The sequence below is a fragment of the Mesosutterella multiformis genome, assembly GCF_003402575.1.
In the GTDB taxonomy this organism is placed as follows: domain Bacteria; phylum Pseudomonadota; class Gammaproteobacteria; order Burkholderiales; family Burkholderiaceae_F; genus Mesosutterella; species Mesosutterella multiformis.
Map to the genome: position 1 here is coordinate 809342 of NZ_BGZJ01000001.1, position 16597 is coordinate 825938.

The 16597-nt window shown below is 58.7% G+C and carries 15 protein-coding genes; 3 read left to right on the forward strand and 12 right to left on the reverse strand.

Annotated elements, in window-relative coordinates; all coding sequences use genetic code 11:
- Positions 1–55: 55 nt before the first annotated feature.
- From M4NBBH2_RS03830 to M4NBBH2_RS03875, 10 genes are all read right to left on the reverse strand, one after another.
- The gene (locus tag M4NBBH2_RS03830; protein WP_116269771.1) at positions 56–880 is read right to left on the reverse strand and encodes a segregation and condensation protein A; all 825 of its coding nucleotides are present in this window, start codon (positions 878–880) and stop codon (positions 56–58) included.
- A 73-nt stretch (positions 881–953) separates the two neighbouring features.
- Positions 954–2579 carry an NAD-dependent malic enzyme gene (locus M4NBBH2_RS03835; RefSeq protein WP_116269772.1) on the reverse strand — a complete coding sequence of 542 codons (1626 nt, stop codon included), beginning with the start codon at positions 2577–2579 and terminating at the stop codon, positions 954–956.
- Positions 2580–2759: 180 nt separating this feature from the next.
- Positions 2760–3623 (reverse strand): tol-pal system protein YbgF, encoded by an 864-nt coding sequence (ybgF, locus tag M4NBBH2_RS03840; RefSeq protein WP_160117820.1) that lies wholly within the window; start codon positions 3621–3623, stop codon positions 2760–2762.
- Positions 3624–3697: 74 nt separating this feature from the next.
- Positions 3698–4240 carry a peptidoglycan-associated lipoprotein Pal gene (gene pal / locus M4NBBH2_RS03845; RefSeq protein WP_116269774.1) on the reverse strand — a complete coding sequence of 181 codons (543 nt, stop codon included), beginning with the start codon at positions 4238–4240 and terminating at the stop codon, positions 3698–3700.
- 36 nt (positions 4241–4276) lie between these two features.
- Positions 4277–5578, reverse strand: coding sequence for a Tol-Pal system beta propeller repeat protein TolB (gene tolB / locus M4NBBH2_RS03850; protein ID WP_116269775.1), 1302 nt, complete (start codon positions 5576–5578; stop codon positions 4277–4279).
- Positions 5579–5706: 128 nt separating this feature from the next.
- Positions 5707–7263: a bifunctional phosphoribosylaminoimidazolecarboxamide formyltransferase/IMP cyclohydrolase gene (gene purH / locus M4NBBH2_RS03855; protein WP_116269776.1), complete on the reverse strand. Its 1557-nt coding sequence runs from the start codon at positions 7261–7263 to the stop codon at positions 5707–5709.
- 28 nt (positions 7264–7291) lie between these two features.
- Positions 7292–7534: a helix-turn-helix domain-containing protein gene (locus M4NBBH2_RS03860; RefSeq protein ID WP_370685250.1), complete on the reverse strand. Its 243-nt coding sequence runs from the start codon at positions 7532–7534 to the stop codon at positions 7292–7294.
- Positions 7535–7612: 78 nt separating this feature from the next.
- Entirely contained in the window at positions 7613–8578 is a 966-nt protein-coding gene (gene dusB / locus M4NBBH2_RS03865) for a tRNA dihydrouridine synthase DusB (RefSeq protein WP_116269777.1), read from the reverse strand.
- A complete protein-coding gene (locus M4NBBH2_RS03870; protein WP_116269778.1) occupies positions 8575–9261 on the reverse strand; it encodes a nucleotidyltransferase family protein in 687 nt (228 codons plus the stop codon). Before M4NBBH2_RS03870 ends, dusB begins: the two co-directional genes overlap by 4 nt.
- A complete protein-coding gene (locus tag M4NBBH2_RS03875; RefSeq protein ID WP_116269779.1) occupies positions 9261–10295 on the reverse strand; it encodes an aminoglycoside phosphotransferase family protein in 1035 nt (344 codons plus the stop codon). The genes M4NBBH2_RS03870 and M4NBBH2_RS03875 overlap by 1 nt, the downstream gene beginning before the upstream one ends.
- Positions 10296–10433: 138 nt before the next feature.
- On the opposite strand from M4NBBH2_RS03875, the gene M4NBBH2_RS03880 reads away from it, so the two are divergent.
- The 3 genes from M4NBBH2_RS03880 (at position 10434) to rsmA (ending at position 15080) form a co-directional block, all read left to right on the forward strand.
- A complete protein-coding gene (locus M4NBBH2_RS03880) occupies positions 10434–12734 on the forward strand; it encodes an LPS-assembly protein LptD (RefSeq protein ID WP_116269780.1) in 2301 nt (766 codons plus the stop codon).
- Positions 12727–14139 carry a peptidylprolyl isomerase gene (locus tag M4NBBH2_RS03885; protein WP_170135101.1) on the forward strand — a complete coding sequence of 471 codons (1413 nt, stop codon included), beginning with the start codon at positions 12727–12729 and terminating at the stop codon, positions 14137–14139. The genes M4NBBH2_RS03880 and M4NBBH2_RS03885 overlap by 8 nt, the downstream gene beginning before the upstream one ends.
- A gap of 140 nt (positions 14140–14279) precedes the next feature.
- Positions 14280–15080, forward strand: coding sequence for a 16S rRNA (adenine(1518)-N(6)/adenine(1519)-N(6))-dimethyltransferase RsmA (gene rsmA / locus M4NBBH2_RS03890; protein ID WP_116269782.1), 801 nt, complete (start codon positions 14280–14282; stop codon positions 15078–15080).
- A 13-nt stretch (positions 15081–15093) separates the two neighbouring features.
- Here the strand turns inward: rsmA and M4NBBH2_RS03895 are convergent, their stop codons facing one another.
- Positions 15094–15864 carry a M48 family metallopeptidase gene (locus M4NBBH2_RS03895; protein WP_116269783.1) on the reverse strand — a complete coding sequence of 257 codons (771 nt, stop codon included), beginning with the start codon at positions 15862–15864 and terminating at the stop codon, positions 15094–15096.
- Positions 15857–16597, reverse strand: coding sequence for a lysophospholipid acyltransferase family protein (locus tag M4NBBH2_RS03900; protein ID WP_235005594.1), 741 nt, complete (start codon positions 16595–16597; stop codon positions 15857–15859). The genes M4NBBH2_RS03895 and M4NBBH2_RS03900 overlap by 8 nt, the downstream gene beginning before the upstream one ends.

Sequence of the window (16597 nt, forward strand, 5' to 3'; positions counted from 1 at the left end):
GATCGCAGTGCAAAGCCCTGCTCATTCACTTCAGATGAGCGGGGCTTTTTGCTTTCTAGAGAAGTGTTTCTTCGCGGTGAGACAGCGTGAGCCAGATGGGGGCAAAAGGCGCCGCCTGCGTGATGCGGATCATTGCTTCTTTCGCGAGTTCAAGGATCGCGAGATAGCTGACAAGAGCGTGGGCAAAGGTCGGTGTGTTTTCGAAGACATCCGTGAATTCCACGTAGGACCTCGTCTGAAGCTGTTTCAGAATGGAGGACATATGTTCGCGGACAGAAAGTTCCTCGCGGGTCACAGTATGCCGCTCCTGCAGCTTGATCCGGGCCATGACGGAGCGCCAGGCGCGCCGCAGTTCATCAAGTGACACATCCGGGAGATCCGGGGCGGATTCGGGTTTGCTGACATCCACCGGGCTGAAATCCCGGCCGCTGATCGGCAGGCGGTCCAGCTCCTGGGCCGCGAGTTTCATCTTCTGGTACTCGATCAGACGCCGCATCAGTTCGGCCTTGGGATCTTCCACTTCCTCCCCGGTATCGGCTTTCCGGAGCGGGAGCAGTAGCTGGCTTTTGATCGCCATCAGATGAGCGGCCATGACGAGGTAGTCACCCGCCAGATCGAGATTGTTTTTCCGGATCAGTTCAACGTACTGCATGTACTGCTCGGTCAGCGTCGCCATGGGAATGTCCATGACGTCGAACTTCTGCTTCTGGATCAGCCAGAGCAGCAGATCGAGCGGTCCCTCGAAGGATTCCAGAAACACCTTCAGAGCGTCGGGCGGGATATAGAGTCCGGCCGGCACTTTATCCAGCGGCTTGCCGTAAAGGAGGGCAATCGAGTCGCTTTGGGAGAGGGGCAGTGTGTTGTCCAATGTCTGTTCCATAAGGAAAAAACACGGCCGGATGCCGCGAAGGCATCTGGCCGTGCTTGGTCAGTCAAAACTGATCGCAGATGCCTTATTCGTAATCAGGCGTGTACATGTTGTCGGTGACAAACTTCTCGATGTCAGCCGGAGCCTCAATCTGAGCCTGCCCGGTCGCCAGCGCGAGCTTGATGATGTTCACGGCAACGAGGTGAGAAATCTCACGGACGCGCGTGAGGGACGGGTAGAGCGAGCCATGAGCCAGGTCGTCTTCCGTCACCATATCGGCGCAGGTGTGAGCCGCAGAGAGGAACACTTCCTGCGTGATTTCCTTGCACTGGGCGAGAATGGCGCCGAGACCGATGCCCGGGAACACGTACGAATTGTTGCCCTGACGCGGCACGTAGGTCTTGCCCTTGTAGGTCACCGGATCAAACGGGGAACCGCAGCTGAAGAGCACCTTGCCGTCAGACCAGGTGTAGGCCTGTTCTGCCGTGCACTCGGCCTTGGAGGTCGGGTTGGAAAGAGCGAAGACGATCGGGCGCTCGTTGATTTCAGTCATGGCCTTCACGATCGATTCCGTAAAGGCACCGGACTGAGCGGAGAGACCAACGATAGCGGTCGGACGCAGCGTGCGGATGGCTTCCTCGAAATCCTTCACCGAGGGGATATCCTTCGCGAACGGCAGCTTGTGGGCCGCGAGCGTATCACCGCGGGTCGTGGTGACGAGTCCCTTCGAGTCAAAGAGATACAGACGGGCGAGGGCGTCTTCACGGGAGAGACCATCCTCAACCATGGCGTCAGCGATCAGGCCGGCAACGCCGGTAGCCGCTTCACCGGCACCGAGGAAGAGAATCTTTTCATTCGACAGCTTGGACTTCTTGGCGCGCATGGCGGAGAAGAAGCCGGAAACGACGATGGAGGCCGTACCCTGGATGTCGTCGTTGTAGCAGCAGTAGCGGGAACGGTAGCGGGCGAGCAGATCGAAAGCGTGGTTGTTGCCAAAGTCTTCGAACTGGACAACGCACTTCGGCCACTTCTTGTAAACCGACTGGAAAAATTCCTCGATGAAGTCGTCGTACTCCTGACCGCTGACACGGGGGTGCTTGTGTCCGAGGTACAGCGGATCGTTGAGATAACGTTCGGTGTTCGTGCCGACGTCGAGGATAACCGGCAGCGTGCGGCGGGGATCAACACCGGCGCAGGCGGTGTAAAGGGCGAGCTTGCCGACCGGAATGCCCATGCCGTTGATGCCGAGGTCGCCGAGGCCGAGAATACGCTGGCCGTCAGTCACGACGATCATGTCGACCGCTTCCTGCGGAAGATTCTCGAGGATCTCGCTCACGTGGCCCTTGTCTTCGATAGACAGGTAGAGGCCCTTCGCGAAGCGGAAGAGGTGGCTGAACTTCTGGCAGACTTCGCCGACCGTCGGCGTATAGACGAGCGGCAGCACTTCTTCGATGTGCTCGAGGAGCAGTCGGAAGTACAGCGTTTCATTGCTGGACCGAAGCCCATCGAGGAAGAGCGCCTTCTGGAACGGCGTATCAAACGCGCGGAGCTGTTCCATCATGGCTTCGACCTGCATAGAGATCGTGGCCGGAACCGGCGGAAGGAGTCCCTTCAAATGGAGGGCAGCGCGCTCTTCTTCAGAGTAGGCGGTTCCCTTGCTATAAACTCCGTTCTGCAACAGCGTAGTACCGGTTAAATTATGAGCACCCATAACCTTTATCCTTAATTTAACTTGCTTGATAACTATGGCTTAAGCCTGAGCAGAGAACACTGCACAAGCATAAAGATAACCACCGCAATGAGCTGCAGAAGGGGTGCAGTCGCTATTGCGGTGTAATACCTCTCTTTTTTTATGGGGCGAAGAGTCGCCCCCTCTGAGAGTGGATGTAGTTTAGCGCGCCTTCTTTTTCCCTGCTTTGCTTGTCTTAGGCGCGGCTTCGGGTTCGGGCGGCAGCGCGGCCTTCAGTTCCTTCTGTCTCTGAGCGGCGAGTTTTGCCTGTTCAGTTTTCGGGAACCGCTTCTGCAGTGAAGTGAGGGTCGAATTTGCGGCGCGGATGTTGCCAAGCGCGGTCTGCGCTGAGGCCAGAGAAAGGAGCGCGTCCGGAGTCCGGGTGGAATTCGGGTACTGGCGGGTCAGGCGATCCTCAACAGCGGCTGCTTCCTTGTACTTCTGGAGCGCGAAGTAGGCGTTGCCCTGCCAGTACATGGCTTCAGGCAGATAGGTGGACTGCGGGTAGCCCGAGATCAGGCTCGAAAAGGCTTTGACACTGTCCGCGTACTGACCGCTCTGGAAGGAGGAGAGGCCTCTGTCATAAAACCCCTTCTCATTCGAGGCTGCCGCGGCCTGCCCCTGGGCAGCGGGATCGGATCCTGGTTCACCAGCCGGAGCGTTCTGCGCGGCGGTTTCAGCTTTCGCCACGCGGCCGTCAAGCTTTCTCAGACGGCTGTCGAGATCGGTGTAGAGATCCCGGGAATTTTTTTCCTGCTGGGCGATCCGGTTTTCGAGTGTTTCAAGACGTCCGGAGAGAACGGATTGCCGTTCCTGGAGACTTGCGATCTGATCCGACAGAGCGAGGCTCGCTTTCTGGCCATTCTCCAGCCGGCTGATCTGAGCCTGCATGGTAACCATGTCTTTCCGCATGGCGTTGATGGCGATGCGGGCGTCATTGTCTTCAAAAAGCGCCTGAGCGCTGGAGACATAGCCAAGGCCGGCAATCATGGCGGCGGCTAGCGGTAAAAGGCGGCGATTGGACATTCTTTCGAACCTCATCCTGTTCTGTAAAAAAGCAGCCCGGAACCAAAGGATCCGGGCTTTGGATCAGCGAACTATCAACGGTAGCGGATATCGGCGCGGCGGTTCTTCGCCCAGGCTTCTTCATTGGAACCCTTGGCGAGCGGCTTTTCCTTGCCGAAGCTCACCGCTTCCATGCGGGTGGCGGGAACGCCAAGCAGCTTCAGCTTGGAGATGACGGCCTCGGAACGCTTCTGACCGAGTGCGAGGTTGTATTCGCTGCTGCCGCGTTCGTCGGTGTTGCCTTCAACAACGATGTTGCGGTTCTGATGGCTCATCAGATAGTTTGCGTGAGCGGACAGCATCTGGTCGTACTGCGGAGCAACCGAGTAGGAATCCAGGGCGAAGTAAACGGAGCGCTGAGCAAGCGGGCTCTTCGGGTCATTCAGCGGATCCACTTCAACAGTCTTCACGGCGCTGTTATCGACAGTAACGCCCTGACCATTCTGGCTGCCTGAGGTGGAAGCAGCGGTCGTGGTCGTGCCGGCGGTCTTGGCTCCGTCAACAGGAACAGAAGAGCAGCCTGCGAGGATGCCGGCAGTGGCGAGCACGGCAACCAGGGTGCGAACTGAAAATTGCATTTTATGTTTCTCCAAAGGAAAGAAGGACTTCCTGAACTATCGGATCAAAGGTCCCCAGGCGGGTTCGCGGATGCTTCCACCGCGGCTGCGAAGCCGGGACGACATGCTTCCGTCTGCGCTGGCCATAGCGAGAACACCCTGCCTGCCGGAGACTGTTGCGTAAACAATCAATTCGCCGTTGGGCGAAAAACTTGGGGATTCATCCCCGCTGGTCTTGGTAACGGCCATGTTGCTGCCGCTTGCAAGATCCAGCACGTTCACCTGGAATCCACCTCTGGAGCGAGCAATATACGCCAGCTTTTTGCCGTCGGGCGAAAGCGCCGGACTGACGGCGTAGCCGACAGAGAATGTGACGCGGCTGGCCTTGCCGCCTGAGACCGGTTTGCGGTAAATCTGAGGATTTCCGCCACGGTCAGAAGTGAAGTAGATCCAGGCACCATCAGGGCTGAAGACAGGCTCGGTATTGATGCCGGCCCCTGTCGTGAAGCGGGTTGCCGAACCGCCGCGGGTGCTCATCAGATAGATCTGAGTGCCGCCGTCGCGGGAAAGCGCAACAGCAAGCCTGGATCCATCCGGGCTGAATGCCGGAGCTGAATTGTTGCCGGGGAAATTCGCCACCACGCGGCGGTGCCCTGACATCAGTTCGTGGATATAAACCACCGGTTTCCGGGATTCAAATGAGACATAGGCAAGGCTCGTGCCATTCGGGGCCCAGGTGGGCGAAATGATCGGCTCACGGCTGCGGAGAGCGACGCGGGGATTCTCGCCGTCGCTGTCAGCAATCACGAGCTCATAGACACCTCCCCGGTTCTGCACATAAGCGATCCGGGAAGCAAAGCAGCCGGGCGTGCCTGTCAGCCTGAAATAGATTCTGTCTGCGATCTGGTGCGCCGCCATGCGGAGGTTGCCGGTCGTGCTCGTATTGACGAAATTGTCGAGGAGCTTCCCGCTCACCACGTCGAGCAGCTTGCAGCTGATTTCCCAGCGGCCGGCGCCTTTTGGCGCGATGGAGCCGATAACTGCGGCATTGCTGTTTTCCGCTCGGAACGCCTGAGGATCGGGATTCAGCACCTGCGCATAGGACACCTCCGCCGTGGATCCGACCTGACGGAATTTGCCTGATCTCACCAGATCAGCCGCAATAACGGAGCTCAGGCTGCCAGGAGCTGAACCCGTACCGGAAAAAGCCGGAACCGAAATGGGGAAAAGCTGGGAGCCAACGCCCGTGATTTCAATATCGAGCTGCGCCCAGGCGGGCAGGCTTAGCAGACCGAGTCCGGCAGCCGAAGCGGCAAGAAAAGCGCGGCGGCTGACACCTGCTTGTTTATTGGCGACCATAGAGATGCTTCCAAATACAAAAAGGAGACAGATAACTGTCTCCTCATGCTACTACATTGAAAAAAGCCTAAAGCGCGGTGCCGCTTCAAGTCGTGACTTTTTGTTACCGCGCTTCGGCTCCTTTCTGATTAGTGGCGGAAATGACGTTCGCCCGTGAACACCATGACGATGCCGCGTTCATCAGCGGCAGCGATCACTTCAGGGTCACGGATCGAGCCGCCCGGCTGGATCACGCAGGTCGCGCCGGCGTCACAGATCACGTCCAGGCCGTCGCGGAACGGGAAGAAGGCGTCAGACGCGGCGGCAGAGCCGACGAGCGACAGACCGGCTTCCTCAGCCTTTTCCTCAGCAATGCGGGCAGAGTCAACGCGGCTCATCTGGCCGGCGCCGACACCGAGCGTCATGCCGGCGTGGACATAAACGATGGCGTTCGACTTGACCCAGCGGCAGACGCGCCAGGCAAACATCATGTCGGCAATCTGCTCAGAGGTCGGCTGCTTCTTCGTCACAACCTTCAGAGCGCTTTCCGGGCAGATCTGGATATCCGGGGTCTGAACGAGGAGACCGCCGCCGACACGCTTGAAGTCGAAGTCGTTATGGGCACCGCCGTTCGCGACAACGAGGAGTCGGAGGTTCTTCTTCTCGCTGAGGAGCGCGCGGGCTTCAGCGGAGAAGGACGGGGCGATGATCACTTCAGCGAACTGCTTGCTCACGAGCTGGGCCGTTTCGAGGTCCACTTCGCGGTTGAAGGCGATGATGCCGCCGAAGGCAGACTTGGAGTCCGTCTTGAAGGCCTTGGCATAGGCTTCAGCCGGATTGAGACCTACAGCGGCGCCGCACGGATTGGCGTGCTTGATGATCACGCAGGCCGGCATGTCGAAGGAGCGGGCAGCGTCCCAGGCGGCATCCGTATCAGCGATGTTGTTGTAGGAGAGTTCCTTGCCATGCAGCTGGGTGTAGCCGGCGAGGAGACCCGGGGCGACCTGCTGTTCACGGTAGAAAGCGGCCTGCTGGTGGGGATTCTCACCGTAGCGCATATCCTGAACCTTGACCCACTGGCGGTTCAGCACATCCGGGAACTTGGTGGCCGGCTTGTTTTCGGCATCGAGGCTCGTGAGGTAGTTGGTGATCATGCCGTCGTAGCGGGCGGTATGAGCGAACACCTTCTTCGCGAGGGCGAGACGGGTCTTGGCGGTCACGGCACCTTCAGCCTTGATCTCCTCGACGATCTTCGGGTAGTCAGCCGGATCAACGACAACTGCGACGGAGCCGTGATTCTTGGCCGCGGCGCGGATCATCGTGGGGCCGCCGATGTCGATGTTTTCGATGGCGTCAGCGAACGTGCAGTTCGGCTTCGAGATCGTCTGCTCAAACGGGTAGAGGTTCACGACGACGAGGTCGATCGGATCAATGCCGTGCTCTTCCAGAGCCTTCATGTGCTCGGGGATGTCGCGGCGGGCCAGAATGCCGGCGTGAATCTTCGGGTGAAGCGTCTTCACGCGGCCGTCGAGCATTTCAGGGAAGCCAGTGTAGTCTGCGACTTCTTCCACAGCCACGCCTTCCTTCTCGAGGAGCTTGGCGGTGCCGCCGGTAGAAAGAAGGTGGTAGCCGAGGGCGACGAGCTCACGGGCGAAATCCACAATGCCGGTTTTATCTGAAACGCTCAGAAGTGCCTGTTTCTTCATGTCGTTCTATTTCCTTAAAAATCCCTGGTCAGAGAAGTCCGTAAAGTCGGAGTTTCTTTCGCAGGGTGTTTCGATTAATACCCAAAATTGCCGATGCGGCGCTCTGATTTCCCTCACAGCGCCGCATGATGTATTCGAATAGAGGCTTCTCCACGGCACTGATCACCATTTCATGCACACGGTTCGGCTGCGCTCCTTCCAGATTGCTGAAATATTGGTCCAGCATCTCATTAAGCGCCTGGTGCAAAGGCGTTGTGGCATGTTCGCTCACGCGGGATTCCTCTGAAAAAATTTTCCGCGGGGATGTTCCGGTCCGACCCCCCGCTTGTTGTGTGCTAATGATAAAGCACTAAAAGGTCTTCTTGAGAAAAATAGAGAGCCCGGAGACTAGTTCTGAAGTATTGCTGAGGCGTGAGAGAGGGCGGAAAGCCTCCGTGCCGCCGGGGAATCTCTCCAGATACCAGAGCAAATGCTTGCGGAAAGACCGGATGCCGTTTTTTTCACCATAGAAGTCAAGATGACGCTTCAGGTGACGGAACACCGTTTCAGCTTTTTCCTGCACTGAAGGCTCACCAGGATCGACACCGGTTTCGAGATACGCGCTGATACGCCCGGGGAGCCATGGCGCCCCGAGAGCGCCTCGCCCCACCATGATGCCGTCCGCGCCGGTGAAATCCAGAACAGAAGCGGCTTTCTGAGGAGAATCGATGTCGCCGTTCGCGATAACAGGAATACGGACTGCGCTCCGGATTTCGCGGATGGTTCTGTACTCCGCCTCACCCGAGTAGCCCTGTTCACGGGTCCTTCCATGAACGGTGATCAGCCTCACGCCGGCAGACTCCGCGATACGGGCCAGTTCGGGGGCGTTCAGATGATCACTGTCCCAGCCTGTCCGCATCTTGAGGGTCACAGGGACGGAAACCGTTCCGCAGACTCCCCGGATAATCTCGTCCGCAAGGGGCAGGTTTTTCATCAGGGCCGAACCGCAGTCTGTCTTGCAGATCTTCTTTGCGGGGCACCCCATGTTGATATCGATAATGTCAGCGCCGCACTCTTCCACGAAAGAGGCGGCCCGGTTCATCCAGGCGGGAACCGTGCCGAGAAGCTGCACGATCCGGGGAGAGGGTTCATCTCCAAAGGCGATCTTCCTCTCTGACTCATTCGACTCAAGAAGGTCGGGGTTGGCCGACACCATTTCTCCCTCAACCCAGACGCGGCCGAAGTCATGAACGGTCTCGCGGAAGGGAAGATCGGTAACACCCGCCATCGGCGCGACCATCACGGCGGGCGAGAGAGAAAAGGCCCCGACGTTCATGGCTCGTTCAGCTGCTCAGGAGTGCCGATGTTCCGCCATTCTCCCGTGAAGAGCTCTCCCGTCACACGGCCGAGATCGGCGAAGTGGTAGAGCCACGGGAAGAGTTTCGCCCGGACCGCCGGAACACCTTTGAAAATTCTCGGCGAATAAATACCGATGCTCGAGAAGGTGAGCGCCTGAGGGGCACGCCGGACGAGCCCGTTTTCGAGGGCCATATCGCCTGCTGCGTGGAACGCCGGATTGGGCACCAGAACGAGGTGCGCGTCGGCGTCTCCCCTCATCAGGGCGTCAGCCCGCGCGGTAAGCCGTGAGTAGTCGAATTCCGTCACGATGTCGCCCGCCGCCACAATAAATGGCGTCACGCCATCAGGAGAAAGAAGCGGGAGCGCCTTGGCGATGCCGCCGAGGGTTTCAAGTGCTTCCTCTTCGGAATCCCCTTCCTTCGAGTAGCGGATCGTGATCCCCCGCTCGTGACCGTCCCCGAGCTGCGCCGGGAACTGATCGGCGAGATGCGCCGTGTTAACGACGAAATCCCGGACTCCGGCCCGGATGAGCGCGTCTATCTGCCAGTCGATCATCCGCTTTCCATGGAACCGGAGAAGCGGCTTCGGAGTGGAGTCGGAGAGCGGGCGCATGCGCTTCCCCCGCCCGGCTCCGAGAATCAGAGCCCGTACGCTTTGCATCAGTAGGTCCATCCTTCGGATTTGCTCGGTCCTTCGAGTCTGTCGATGATGACGAGAATCGGCTTCAGCTGTTCATAGCGGTAAGCGACGTGCCGGACATAGGCGATGAACCGGGGCGTGTCGGCAAGATACTTCGGCTTGTTATCCCGATACTGGAGACGGGCAAAGATGCCGAGGATCTTCAGGTGGCGCTGCATGCCGGTCCACTCGATCTGACGCCAGAATTCCCCGAAGTCAGCCGGAACGGGGATGCCGGCTTTTCTTGCCTTTTCCCAGTACCGTATCGAGATGTCGAGCGTGAAGGATTCATCCCAGGAGATAAAGGCGTCCCGCATCAGGCTCGCGATGTCGTAAGAAACCGGTCCGAGGAGAGCGTCCTGGAAGTCGAGAATGCCGGGCATCGGATCCGACACCATCAGGTTTCTCGGCATGAAGTCGCGGTGCACGATGACCTTCGGCTCAGCAAGCATGCTCGCGGTGAGCAGGTCGCAGACCTGATTCCAGATCTTTTCCTCTTTGGCATCGAGCGCCGTGCCGCGGTGATGCTTCACGTACCACTCGGGGAAGAGGGACAGTTCGGAGCGGATCTTTTCTTCGGAATAATCCGGCAGAATACCCGGCTCGCTGATGGACTGAAGCGAAACAAGCGCCGTGGTCGCCGCGTCAAAATACTTCGGAGCGAGTGAGCGGTCTTCGTTGAATTTGTCGAGATAGGTGTAGCGGCCGAGATCAGAGAGCAGCATGAAGCCGAGTTTCTCGTCGGCCGCCAGGATCTTCGGCGGATTCAGCCCCGCGCGGACGCAGAGCGCATCAACGCGGATAAACGGACGGATATCCTCCTTCCCGGGGGGCGCATCCATCAGGATGTAGCTGCGGGTGCCGCCGGCCGCGTCAATCCGGAAGTAGCGGCGGAAGCCAGCGTCTGAAGAGGCAGACCGAATGGTTGAGAGGTCAAGCTCATACTGGTCAGCGTAGGCGCTCAGCCAGTCCTTCAGTTCGGCAAGGCGGGTGTCAGTACCGGTTGTATTGGGCATGAATCGAAGTCCTTCACTTATTATTAGCGTTGAAATTGTACGGTTTTCGCGTGAGTCTGAGGCTTTTACAAATAGCCTCCGCCCTAGTCCGTATAATTCCCAACATACTAGAAATGTCGTTTCCTGATACCCGTCATAATGGTTCCACGCAATCTTAAAAGAAAGTTTCTGCCCATTCGCCCGATCACGCTCGCGGTCGCGGGCGTTTTCGGCGTCTATTCACAGATGGCAGGAGCTCTGCTGACCCTCCATTCGGTGCCGGAACTGGATCCCTCGCCCCGCGGAACCGTGCAGAACCCCTCAACCTACGCGATGGCGGATGAGGTCACGGGCAATCCTCAGGACGTGCTTCATCTGATCGGCAATGCGGAAATCCGCCGCGGCGGCTCTACCCTGAAGGGCGACCGCATCACCTATACGCAGGTGACTGACGAGGTGGAAGCGCAGGGAAACGTGTTGCTTTCCAAGGACGGCACCGTATTTACGGGCGATCAGGCGAATTACCGCATTGATGCGGAAACCGGCACGATGCCTAAGGCGGACTACACGTTCGGCCCGAGAGGTCTCCGGGGCTGCGCGGATCAGGTGGACTTTGTTGACGGATCCCACGTCACGATGTCGAAAGCCCGTATCACGTCCTGCCCGAAGGGTGACAACGCCTGGTGGGTGGATATGAACCGGCTCGACCTTGATCAGGGGGATCTCACAGCGGAAGGCACGGGAGCGTCTCTCTACCTCGGCGGCGTTCCGGTGATGATGATGCCGTGGTTTGAATTCCCGATCGGCCAGCAGCGAAAGAGCGGTTTTCTCACGCCGACACTCGGCATGAGTACGTCGAAAGGTATCCAGATCGCGGTGCCTTACTACTGGAATATCGCGCCTAACTATGACTACACGATCACGCCGAACCTGATGGTGAAGCGCGGTCTGATGCTGGAAAACGAATTCCGCTATCTGCAGCCCAATTACTCCGGCAAGCTCGTCTATAACATCATGCCGCATGACCGTGACTATGGTGAATCCCGGTACGGTCTGCATTTTGAGCATCGGTATGCCCGCGACGGTTTCTACGCCGGCGTGAACTACAACCGGGTGTCAGACGATGACTACATCTCTGACTTCTCCGGCAACATCCGCGAGTCTTCGGAAAACGTTCTGAATCAGGACTTCTGGATGGGTTACGGGCGTGACTTCTGGACCACCAATCTCCGTGTGACGAAGAACCAGACACTCACCTCCACCATGCAGGCGGGGCAGCCGTATGAGCGGGTGCCGCAGTTCTCGTTTAACACCTATAAGGGCGATATCGGCGGTTTCGAATACATCGGCCACATCGAGGCAACCCGCTTTACGCATCCGAATCCGAGCCGCCCGGACGGCGACCGCTTCGTGATCGATCAGGGCATCAGCTATCCGCTGCGCGGCTCCTACTGGTTCATCGAGCCGAAGGCCCGCTGGATCGGCACCTGGTACTCGATGCAGAAGTCGGATGCCATGATGGGCGATGTGGCGCTTGAGAAGAGCGCGAGCCGCGAGGTTCCGATCCTCTCCTTCGATACGGGGCTGGTCTTTGACCGTCAGACGAGCTGGTTCGGCAACGCGGCCGAGCAGACTCTGGAACCGAGGCTCTTCTACGCCTATATTCCGTATCGGAATCAGGATCGCCTGCCGGTCTTCGATACCACGCTCTCTGATCTGAACATCACGCAGCTCTTCCAGGAGAGTGTCTTCTCGGGCTACGACCGCATCAGCCAGGCCAATCAGCTGACCGCAGCTCTCACGACCCGGTATCTCGACTCCGCGAGCGGTATTGAGTGGTTCCGCGGCACGATCGGACAGCGCTTCTACTTCGATGACCAGAAGGTCGGTATCTACGACTACTACACGAATCAGCTGATGGGTATCCGCACCGATTCGAAGAGCGACCTTCTCGGCAGTGTGGGCGTCCGCCTGACCCGGACTCTGACCGCTGACGGCACGGTGCAGTACTCGTCCTCTGAGGGACGAGTTTCCCGCGCCTACGCCGGATTCCGCTGGCAGCCGAAGCGCGCCTCGGCGGTGAGTCTCTATTACCGCTATAACTACGCGCCGAACGACACCTATAACAACATCAAGCAGCTCGACCTTGCAGCTCAGTGGCCGATCACCGATAAGCTCTATGTGGTGGGCCGCTACAATTATTCCTTCAACAAGAAGGGCATCATTGAAGCGCTGGGCGGCTTTGAGTATCACGCCGACTGCTGGACGCTTCGCGCAGTGGTGCAGCGGTACATAACATCTACAAACAAATATGACAATACTTTCTTCCTGCAGCTTGAACTGAATGGTTTAGGATCGGTCGGAACCAATCCTGTTTCCGAATTGCAGGAAAGCATTCCCGGGTACCAGAGCCGGAGCCCGGTACCCAGTGTGACTGGACGGTATGAATACTATGACTAATTTCCGCATTACCAGCCTCGCGCTTGTCGTCCTGGCTGCTTCCTCTACGGCTTTTACTGCTCAGGCGCAGCTGAAGACTCCCGCCCAGAGCGCACCGACGCGCACGCTCCCGGCCGCGCCGGCAGCCGCAGCAGCCCCTGCAGCCCAGGCTGCCCCGGCGGTGAAACCCGCTGAAGGCGCCCGCCCGCTCGATGAAATCGCCGCAGTCGTGAATGACGACGTCATTACTGAGTTTGAACTGCAGCAGCAGACCCATATCGCGGCGCTCAATCTCCGCCGTCAGAACATCAAGCTGCCGCCGATGGACGTGCTCCGCCGGCAGGTTCTTGATCAGCTGATCATGGATAAGGCGGTTGAGCAGCATGCCCGCGAGGTCGGCATCCGTGTGGATGACGCGATGGTGAGCGCCGCAATCGAGCAGATCGCCGCGAATAACAAAGTGACTGTCGCCCAGATGCAGTCTGATCTCGCGAAGGACGGTGTCCCGTTTGCCGCGTTCCGTGAACAGATCCGCCGTGAAATCGTGGCGCAGCGTCTCCGTGAGCGTGAAGTGGATTCCCAGATTCATATTCCGGAGTCCGAGATCGACTCTTATCTTGCCTCTCAGGGCAAGGGTGCCGCGGCGACCGAGTATCACATCAGCCACATTCTGATTCCGACCGATGCCGGAACGGATGTCGCCAAGGCCAAGGCTCTCGCCGAAGATATTCTGAAGCGCGCGAAGTCGGGTGAGGATTTCAGTTCGCTCGCCGTGTCGTACTCGAAGGCCGGTGACAGCATGAATGGCGGTGAGCTTGGCTGGAGAACCAGCCAGAACATGCCGACCGCGCTCTGGAACGCGATTCAGGAACACCACCAGAATGGTTCTGTTGAGCTCTCCCAGGACAGCTCCGGATTCCATATCGTGAAGGTGACCGGTGTCCGTAACGGCATTGATAATCCGGCAAACGGCGGTCTCATTCATATGACCCGCGCGCGTCACATCCTGATGCAGGTCTCCCAGCTCACGCCTGAGGTGAGTGTTGTCAGCCGCCTCACGGATATCCGTAACAAGATTATTTCCGGCAAGGAAGACTTCCAGACGATGGCGCGTCTCCACTCTGTTGACCCGTCCTCGACCCGCGGCGGTGAGCTTGGCTGGCTGCAGCCGGGCGATACCGTTCCTGAGTTTGAATCCGCGATGGATAAGCTGAAGCCGGGTGAGGTTTCTGAGCCGATCAAGTCGCGCTTCGGCTATCACCTGATTCAGGTGGAAGAGCGTAAGGACGCCAAGGCGGATCCCCGCCGCGTCCGTCTGGCCGCGCTCCAGGCTCTTCGCGAGAAGAAGCTTGCCGAGGCTGTGACGAACTGGCAGCGTGAGCTCCGCGACAAGGCTTACGTTGAAATCCGCCAGGTCGGCAACTGATCGCGGCAGCCGCGGGGCAGACGGCTGCCCCGTCGGTTTTCTCCCGGGATCAGACTCCGGATAGAAGCACATCCTTTCCTCGAGAGGCGCCGGGCATCTGCCCTCCGCCTCTCGAAACATAATCAGAGAAAAGAACCGCAATGGTGCAAAAACTTGAAGGTCATCACGCCCGCAAGCGCTTTGGGCAGAACTTCCTCAATGACCCGCATTGGATCGGAAAAATTGTCGATTCGATCGATCCCCAGCCTGAGCAGGTGCTGATTGAAATCGGCCCGGGACAGGCGGCGCTCACCCGTGAAATCATCGCGAAGAGCGGACACGAAACGGCGATTGAGATTGACCGTGATCTTGCCGCCTGGCTGCGAAGCATTTTCCCGGAGACACTTGAGCTGATTGAGGCGGACGCCCTGAAGCTTGACTGGTCGAAAGTGCACCCCGGGGAAAAACTCCGGATCTTCGGAAATCTCCCCTACAACATTTCAAGCCCGCTTCTCATTTCCCTGATCGCGGTCCGCGGCCGCGTGACGGATCAGCATTTCATGCTGCAGAAGGAAGTGGTGGATCGCATGGTGAGCGCACCGGGCGGAAAGACCTATGGCAGGCTTTCCGCGGTGCTTCAGCGCTACTACCGCATGATGAAGCTCTTCGATGTGCCGCCGGGCGCCTTCACACCGGCCCCCAAGGTCACGTCAAGCGTTGTGCGGATGATTCCGATTGCCCGTGAGGAGACTTCGCCGGAAGAAGATGCCGCCTACTCGGAAGTGGTGGCGGCCTCTTTCAGCATGAGAAGAAAGACGCTCCGGAATTCGCTTGGGAAACTGCTGACGGCGGAGGAAATTGAGTCCGCCGGAATAAACCCGGGTGTCCGGGCGGAGACGCTCTCAGTGAGCGACTTTGAGTCGCTGACCCGCGTGTATCTCGCGAAGCGCGCGGCCGGCTGAGAATCGGTCGGGGTCAGAGCGGCAGATCTCCGATAACGACCTTACGGAGCGCCGCTCTCGCCTTTTCGTAGTTCGGCTTGATCGCCCGGACCTGAGCCCAGAAGCGCGCGCTGTGGTTCATTTCCACCAGGTGCGCAAGTTCATGCGCCGCGACGTAATCGATCGCGTCATTATCAAAAAAGATCAGCCGCCAGTTGAGGCGGATAGCGCCTGAGGCGCTGCAGCTTCCCCAGAGTGTCCTGGCGGAATTCAGTCGCAGCGAGGCGGCGGCGCGAGGCGCGAACTGCTGAACATAGTCGAACCGTTCGCGGATCACGCGGACAGCCTCACGCTTCATCCAGAGCGTGATGATTTCCTTCAGATGTGCCGGATCCTCGCCTTCAGAAGCGGGAATTCTGAGTTCCAGATTTCCGCTTTCAGCGGTTCTTATCTGAGGCGCGGCAACTTCGGAACTGAGTGAAATTCTGAGTACCCGGCCCCGATAGGGAAGTTCTCCCCCATCCGCGAAAACGGTTCTCGGAATACCGCTCTCCTCACGCTGCTTTGCCCGCACGGCGAGATGCTTTATCACCCAGCTGCTGTTCCTCACGAGCGACATCTCAATGAGTCTGATCGGCGCCCGCATGGGGGCGAGGACGGAAATCCCGGTGGAATCCACTCTGAAGCCGATCGTACGGCGGCGGGAGCGGTAGAGCGTATACCGTACAGAAACGGCCCCGGAGGGACTCTCCGGAGCCGGCAGATCGATGATCCGGACGGAGTCCGGTTCGAGCTTCTTAGGCATTCTTTGCGGGATGCGGAAGGAGCAGCGCGTCGCTTTCCGTGGTGATCCAGTCGGCGACCTCAGCTTCCACCGTTTTCAGATCACGGCCCTCAGTGGGGATCGGTTTACCGATCGACACCGTGATAGTGCCGGGGATCTTCGCAATGGAATTCTTCGGCCAGCAAACACCGGAATTCAGCGCGACAGGAAGAATGGGAGCGCCAGTAGCGGCTGCAAGCCTCGCTCCGCCCGTCTTGAATTTCACATGCTCACCAGGGGGCACGCGGGTGCCTTCCGGGAAGAGAATGATCCACCAACCCCGCTTAAGGAAGGCGGGGCCTTTTGTGACCAGAGTGCGGAAAGCGCTGCGGCCGTTGCTGCGGTCAATGGACAGCAGTCCGAAGGACCAGAGAGCCCAGCCGAAGAACGGAATGCGGTTGAGCGACTCCTTGTAGACATAGGCGCCGGGGTAAGGGAGATAGGCTCCCAGCCAGAAGGTTTCCCATGCCGACTGATGCTTGGACAGCACAACGACAGGGCCCTTCGGGCAGTTTTCCATTCCCTTTACCTGAACCCGGACACCGCAGATCACGCGGAGCGCGGCAATCACGAACCTGCCCCAGGCCCTCATGACGCCGTACCGGGTTTCGGCCCGGGTGAACGGCGTGAGAATGAGGACGATGAAGCAGACGGGGATGACCGTGATCGCCAGAACGATATAAAAGATGAAACCTCGAACTGTATTCACAGCCAT

Bases quoted from the DNA above. Each gene is read 5' to 3' on its own strand.
- pal (WP_116269774.1), bottom strand. From the start codon at position 4,240: ATGCAATTTTCAGTTCGCACCCTGGTTGCCGTGCTCGCCACTGCCGGC.
- ybgF (WP_160117820.1), bottom strand. From the start codon at position 3,623: ATGTCCAATCGCCGCCTTTTACCGCTAGCCGCCGCCATGATTGCCGGC.
- M4NBBH2_RS03885 (WP_170135101.1), top strand. From the start codon at position 12,727: ATGACTAATTTCCGCATTACCAGCCTCGCGCTTGTCGTCCTGGCTGCT.
- rsmA (WP_116269782.1), top strand. From the start codon at position 14,280: ATGGTGCAAAAACTTGAAGGTCATCACGCCCGCAAGCGCTTTGGGCAG.
- purH (WP_116269776.1), bottom strand. From the start codon at position 7,263: ATGAAGAAACAGGCACTTCTGAGCGTTTCAGATAAAACCGGCATTGTG.
- M4NBBH2_RS03895 (WP_116269783.1), bottom strand. From the start codon at position 15,864: ATGCCTAAGAAGCTCGAACCGGACTCCGTCCGGATCATCGATCTGCCG.
- tolB (WP_116269775.1), bottom strand. From the start codon at position 5,578: ATGGTCGCCAATAAACAAGCAGGTGTCAGCCGCCGCGCTTTTCTTGCC.
- M4NBBH2_RS03835 (WP_116269772.1), bottom strand. From the start codon at position 2,579: ATGGGTGCTCATAATTTAACCGGTACTACGCTGTTGCAGAACGGAGTT.
- M4NBBH2_RS03830 (WP_116269771.1), bottom strand. From the start codon at position 880: ATGGAACAGACATTGGACAACACACTGCCCCTCTCCCAAAGCGACTCG.
- dusB (WP_116269777.1), bottom strand. From the start codon at position 8,578: ATGAACGTCGGGGCCTTTTCTCTCTCGCCCGCCGTGATGGTCGCGCCG.
- M4NBBH2_RS03870 (WP_116269778.1), bottom strand. From the start codon at position 9,261: ATGCAAAGCGTACGGGCTCTGATTCTCGGAGCCGGGCGGGGGAAGCGC.
- M4NBBH2_RS03875 (WP_116269779.1), bottom strand. From the start codon at position 10,295: ATGCCCAATACAACCGGTACTGACACCCGCCTTGCCGAACTGAAGGAC.
- M4NBBH2_RS03880 (WP_116269780.1), top strand. From the start codon at position 10,434: ATGGTTCCACGCAATCTTAAAAGAAAGTTTCTGCCCATTCGCCCGATC.
- M4NBBH2_RS03900 (WP_235005594.1), bottom strand. From the start codon at position 16,597: ATGGCTGTGAATACAGTTCGAGGTTTCATCTTTTATATCGTTCTGGCG.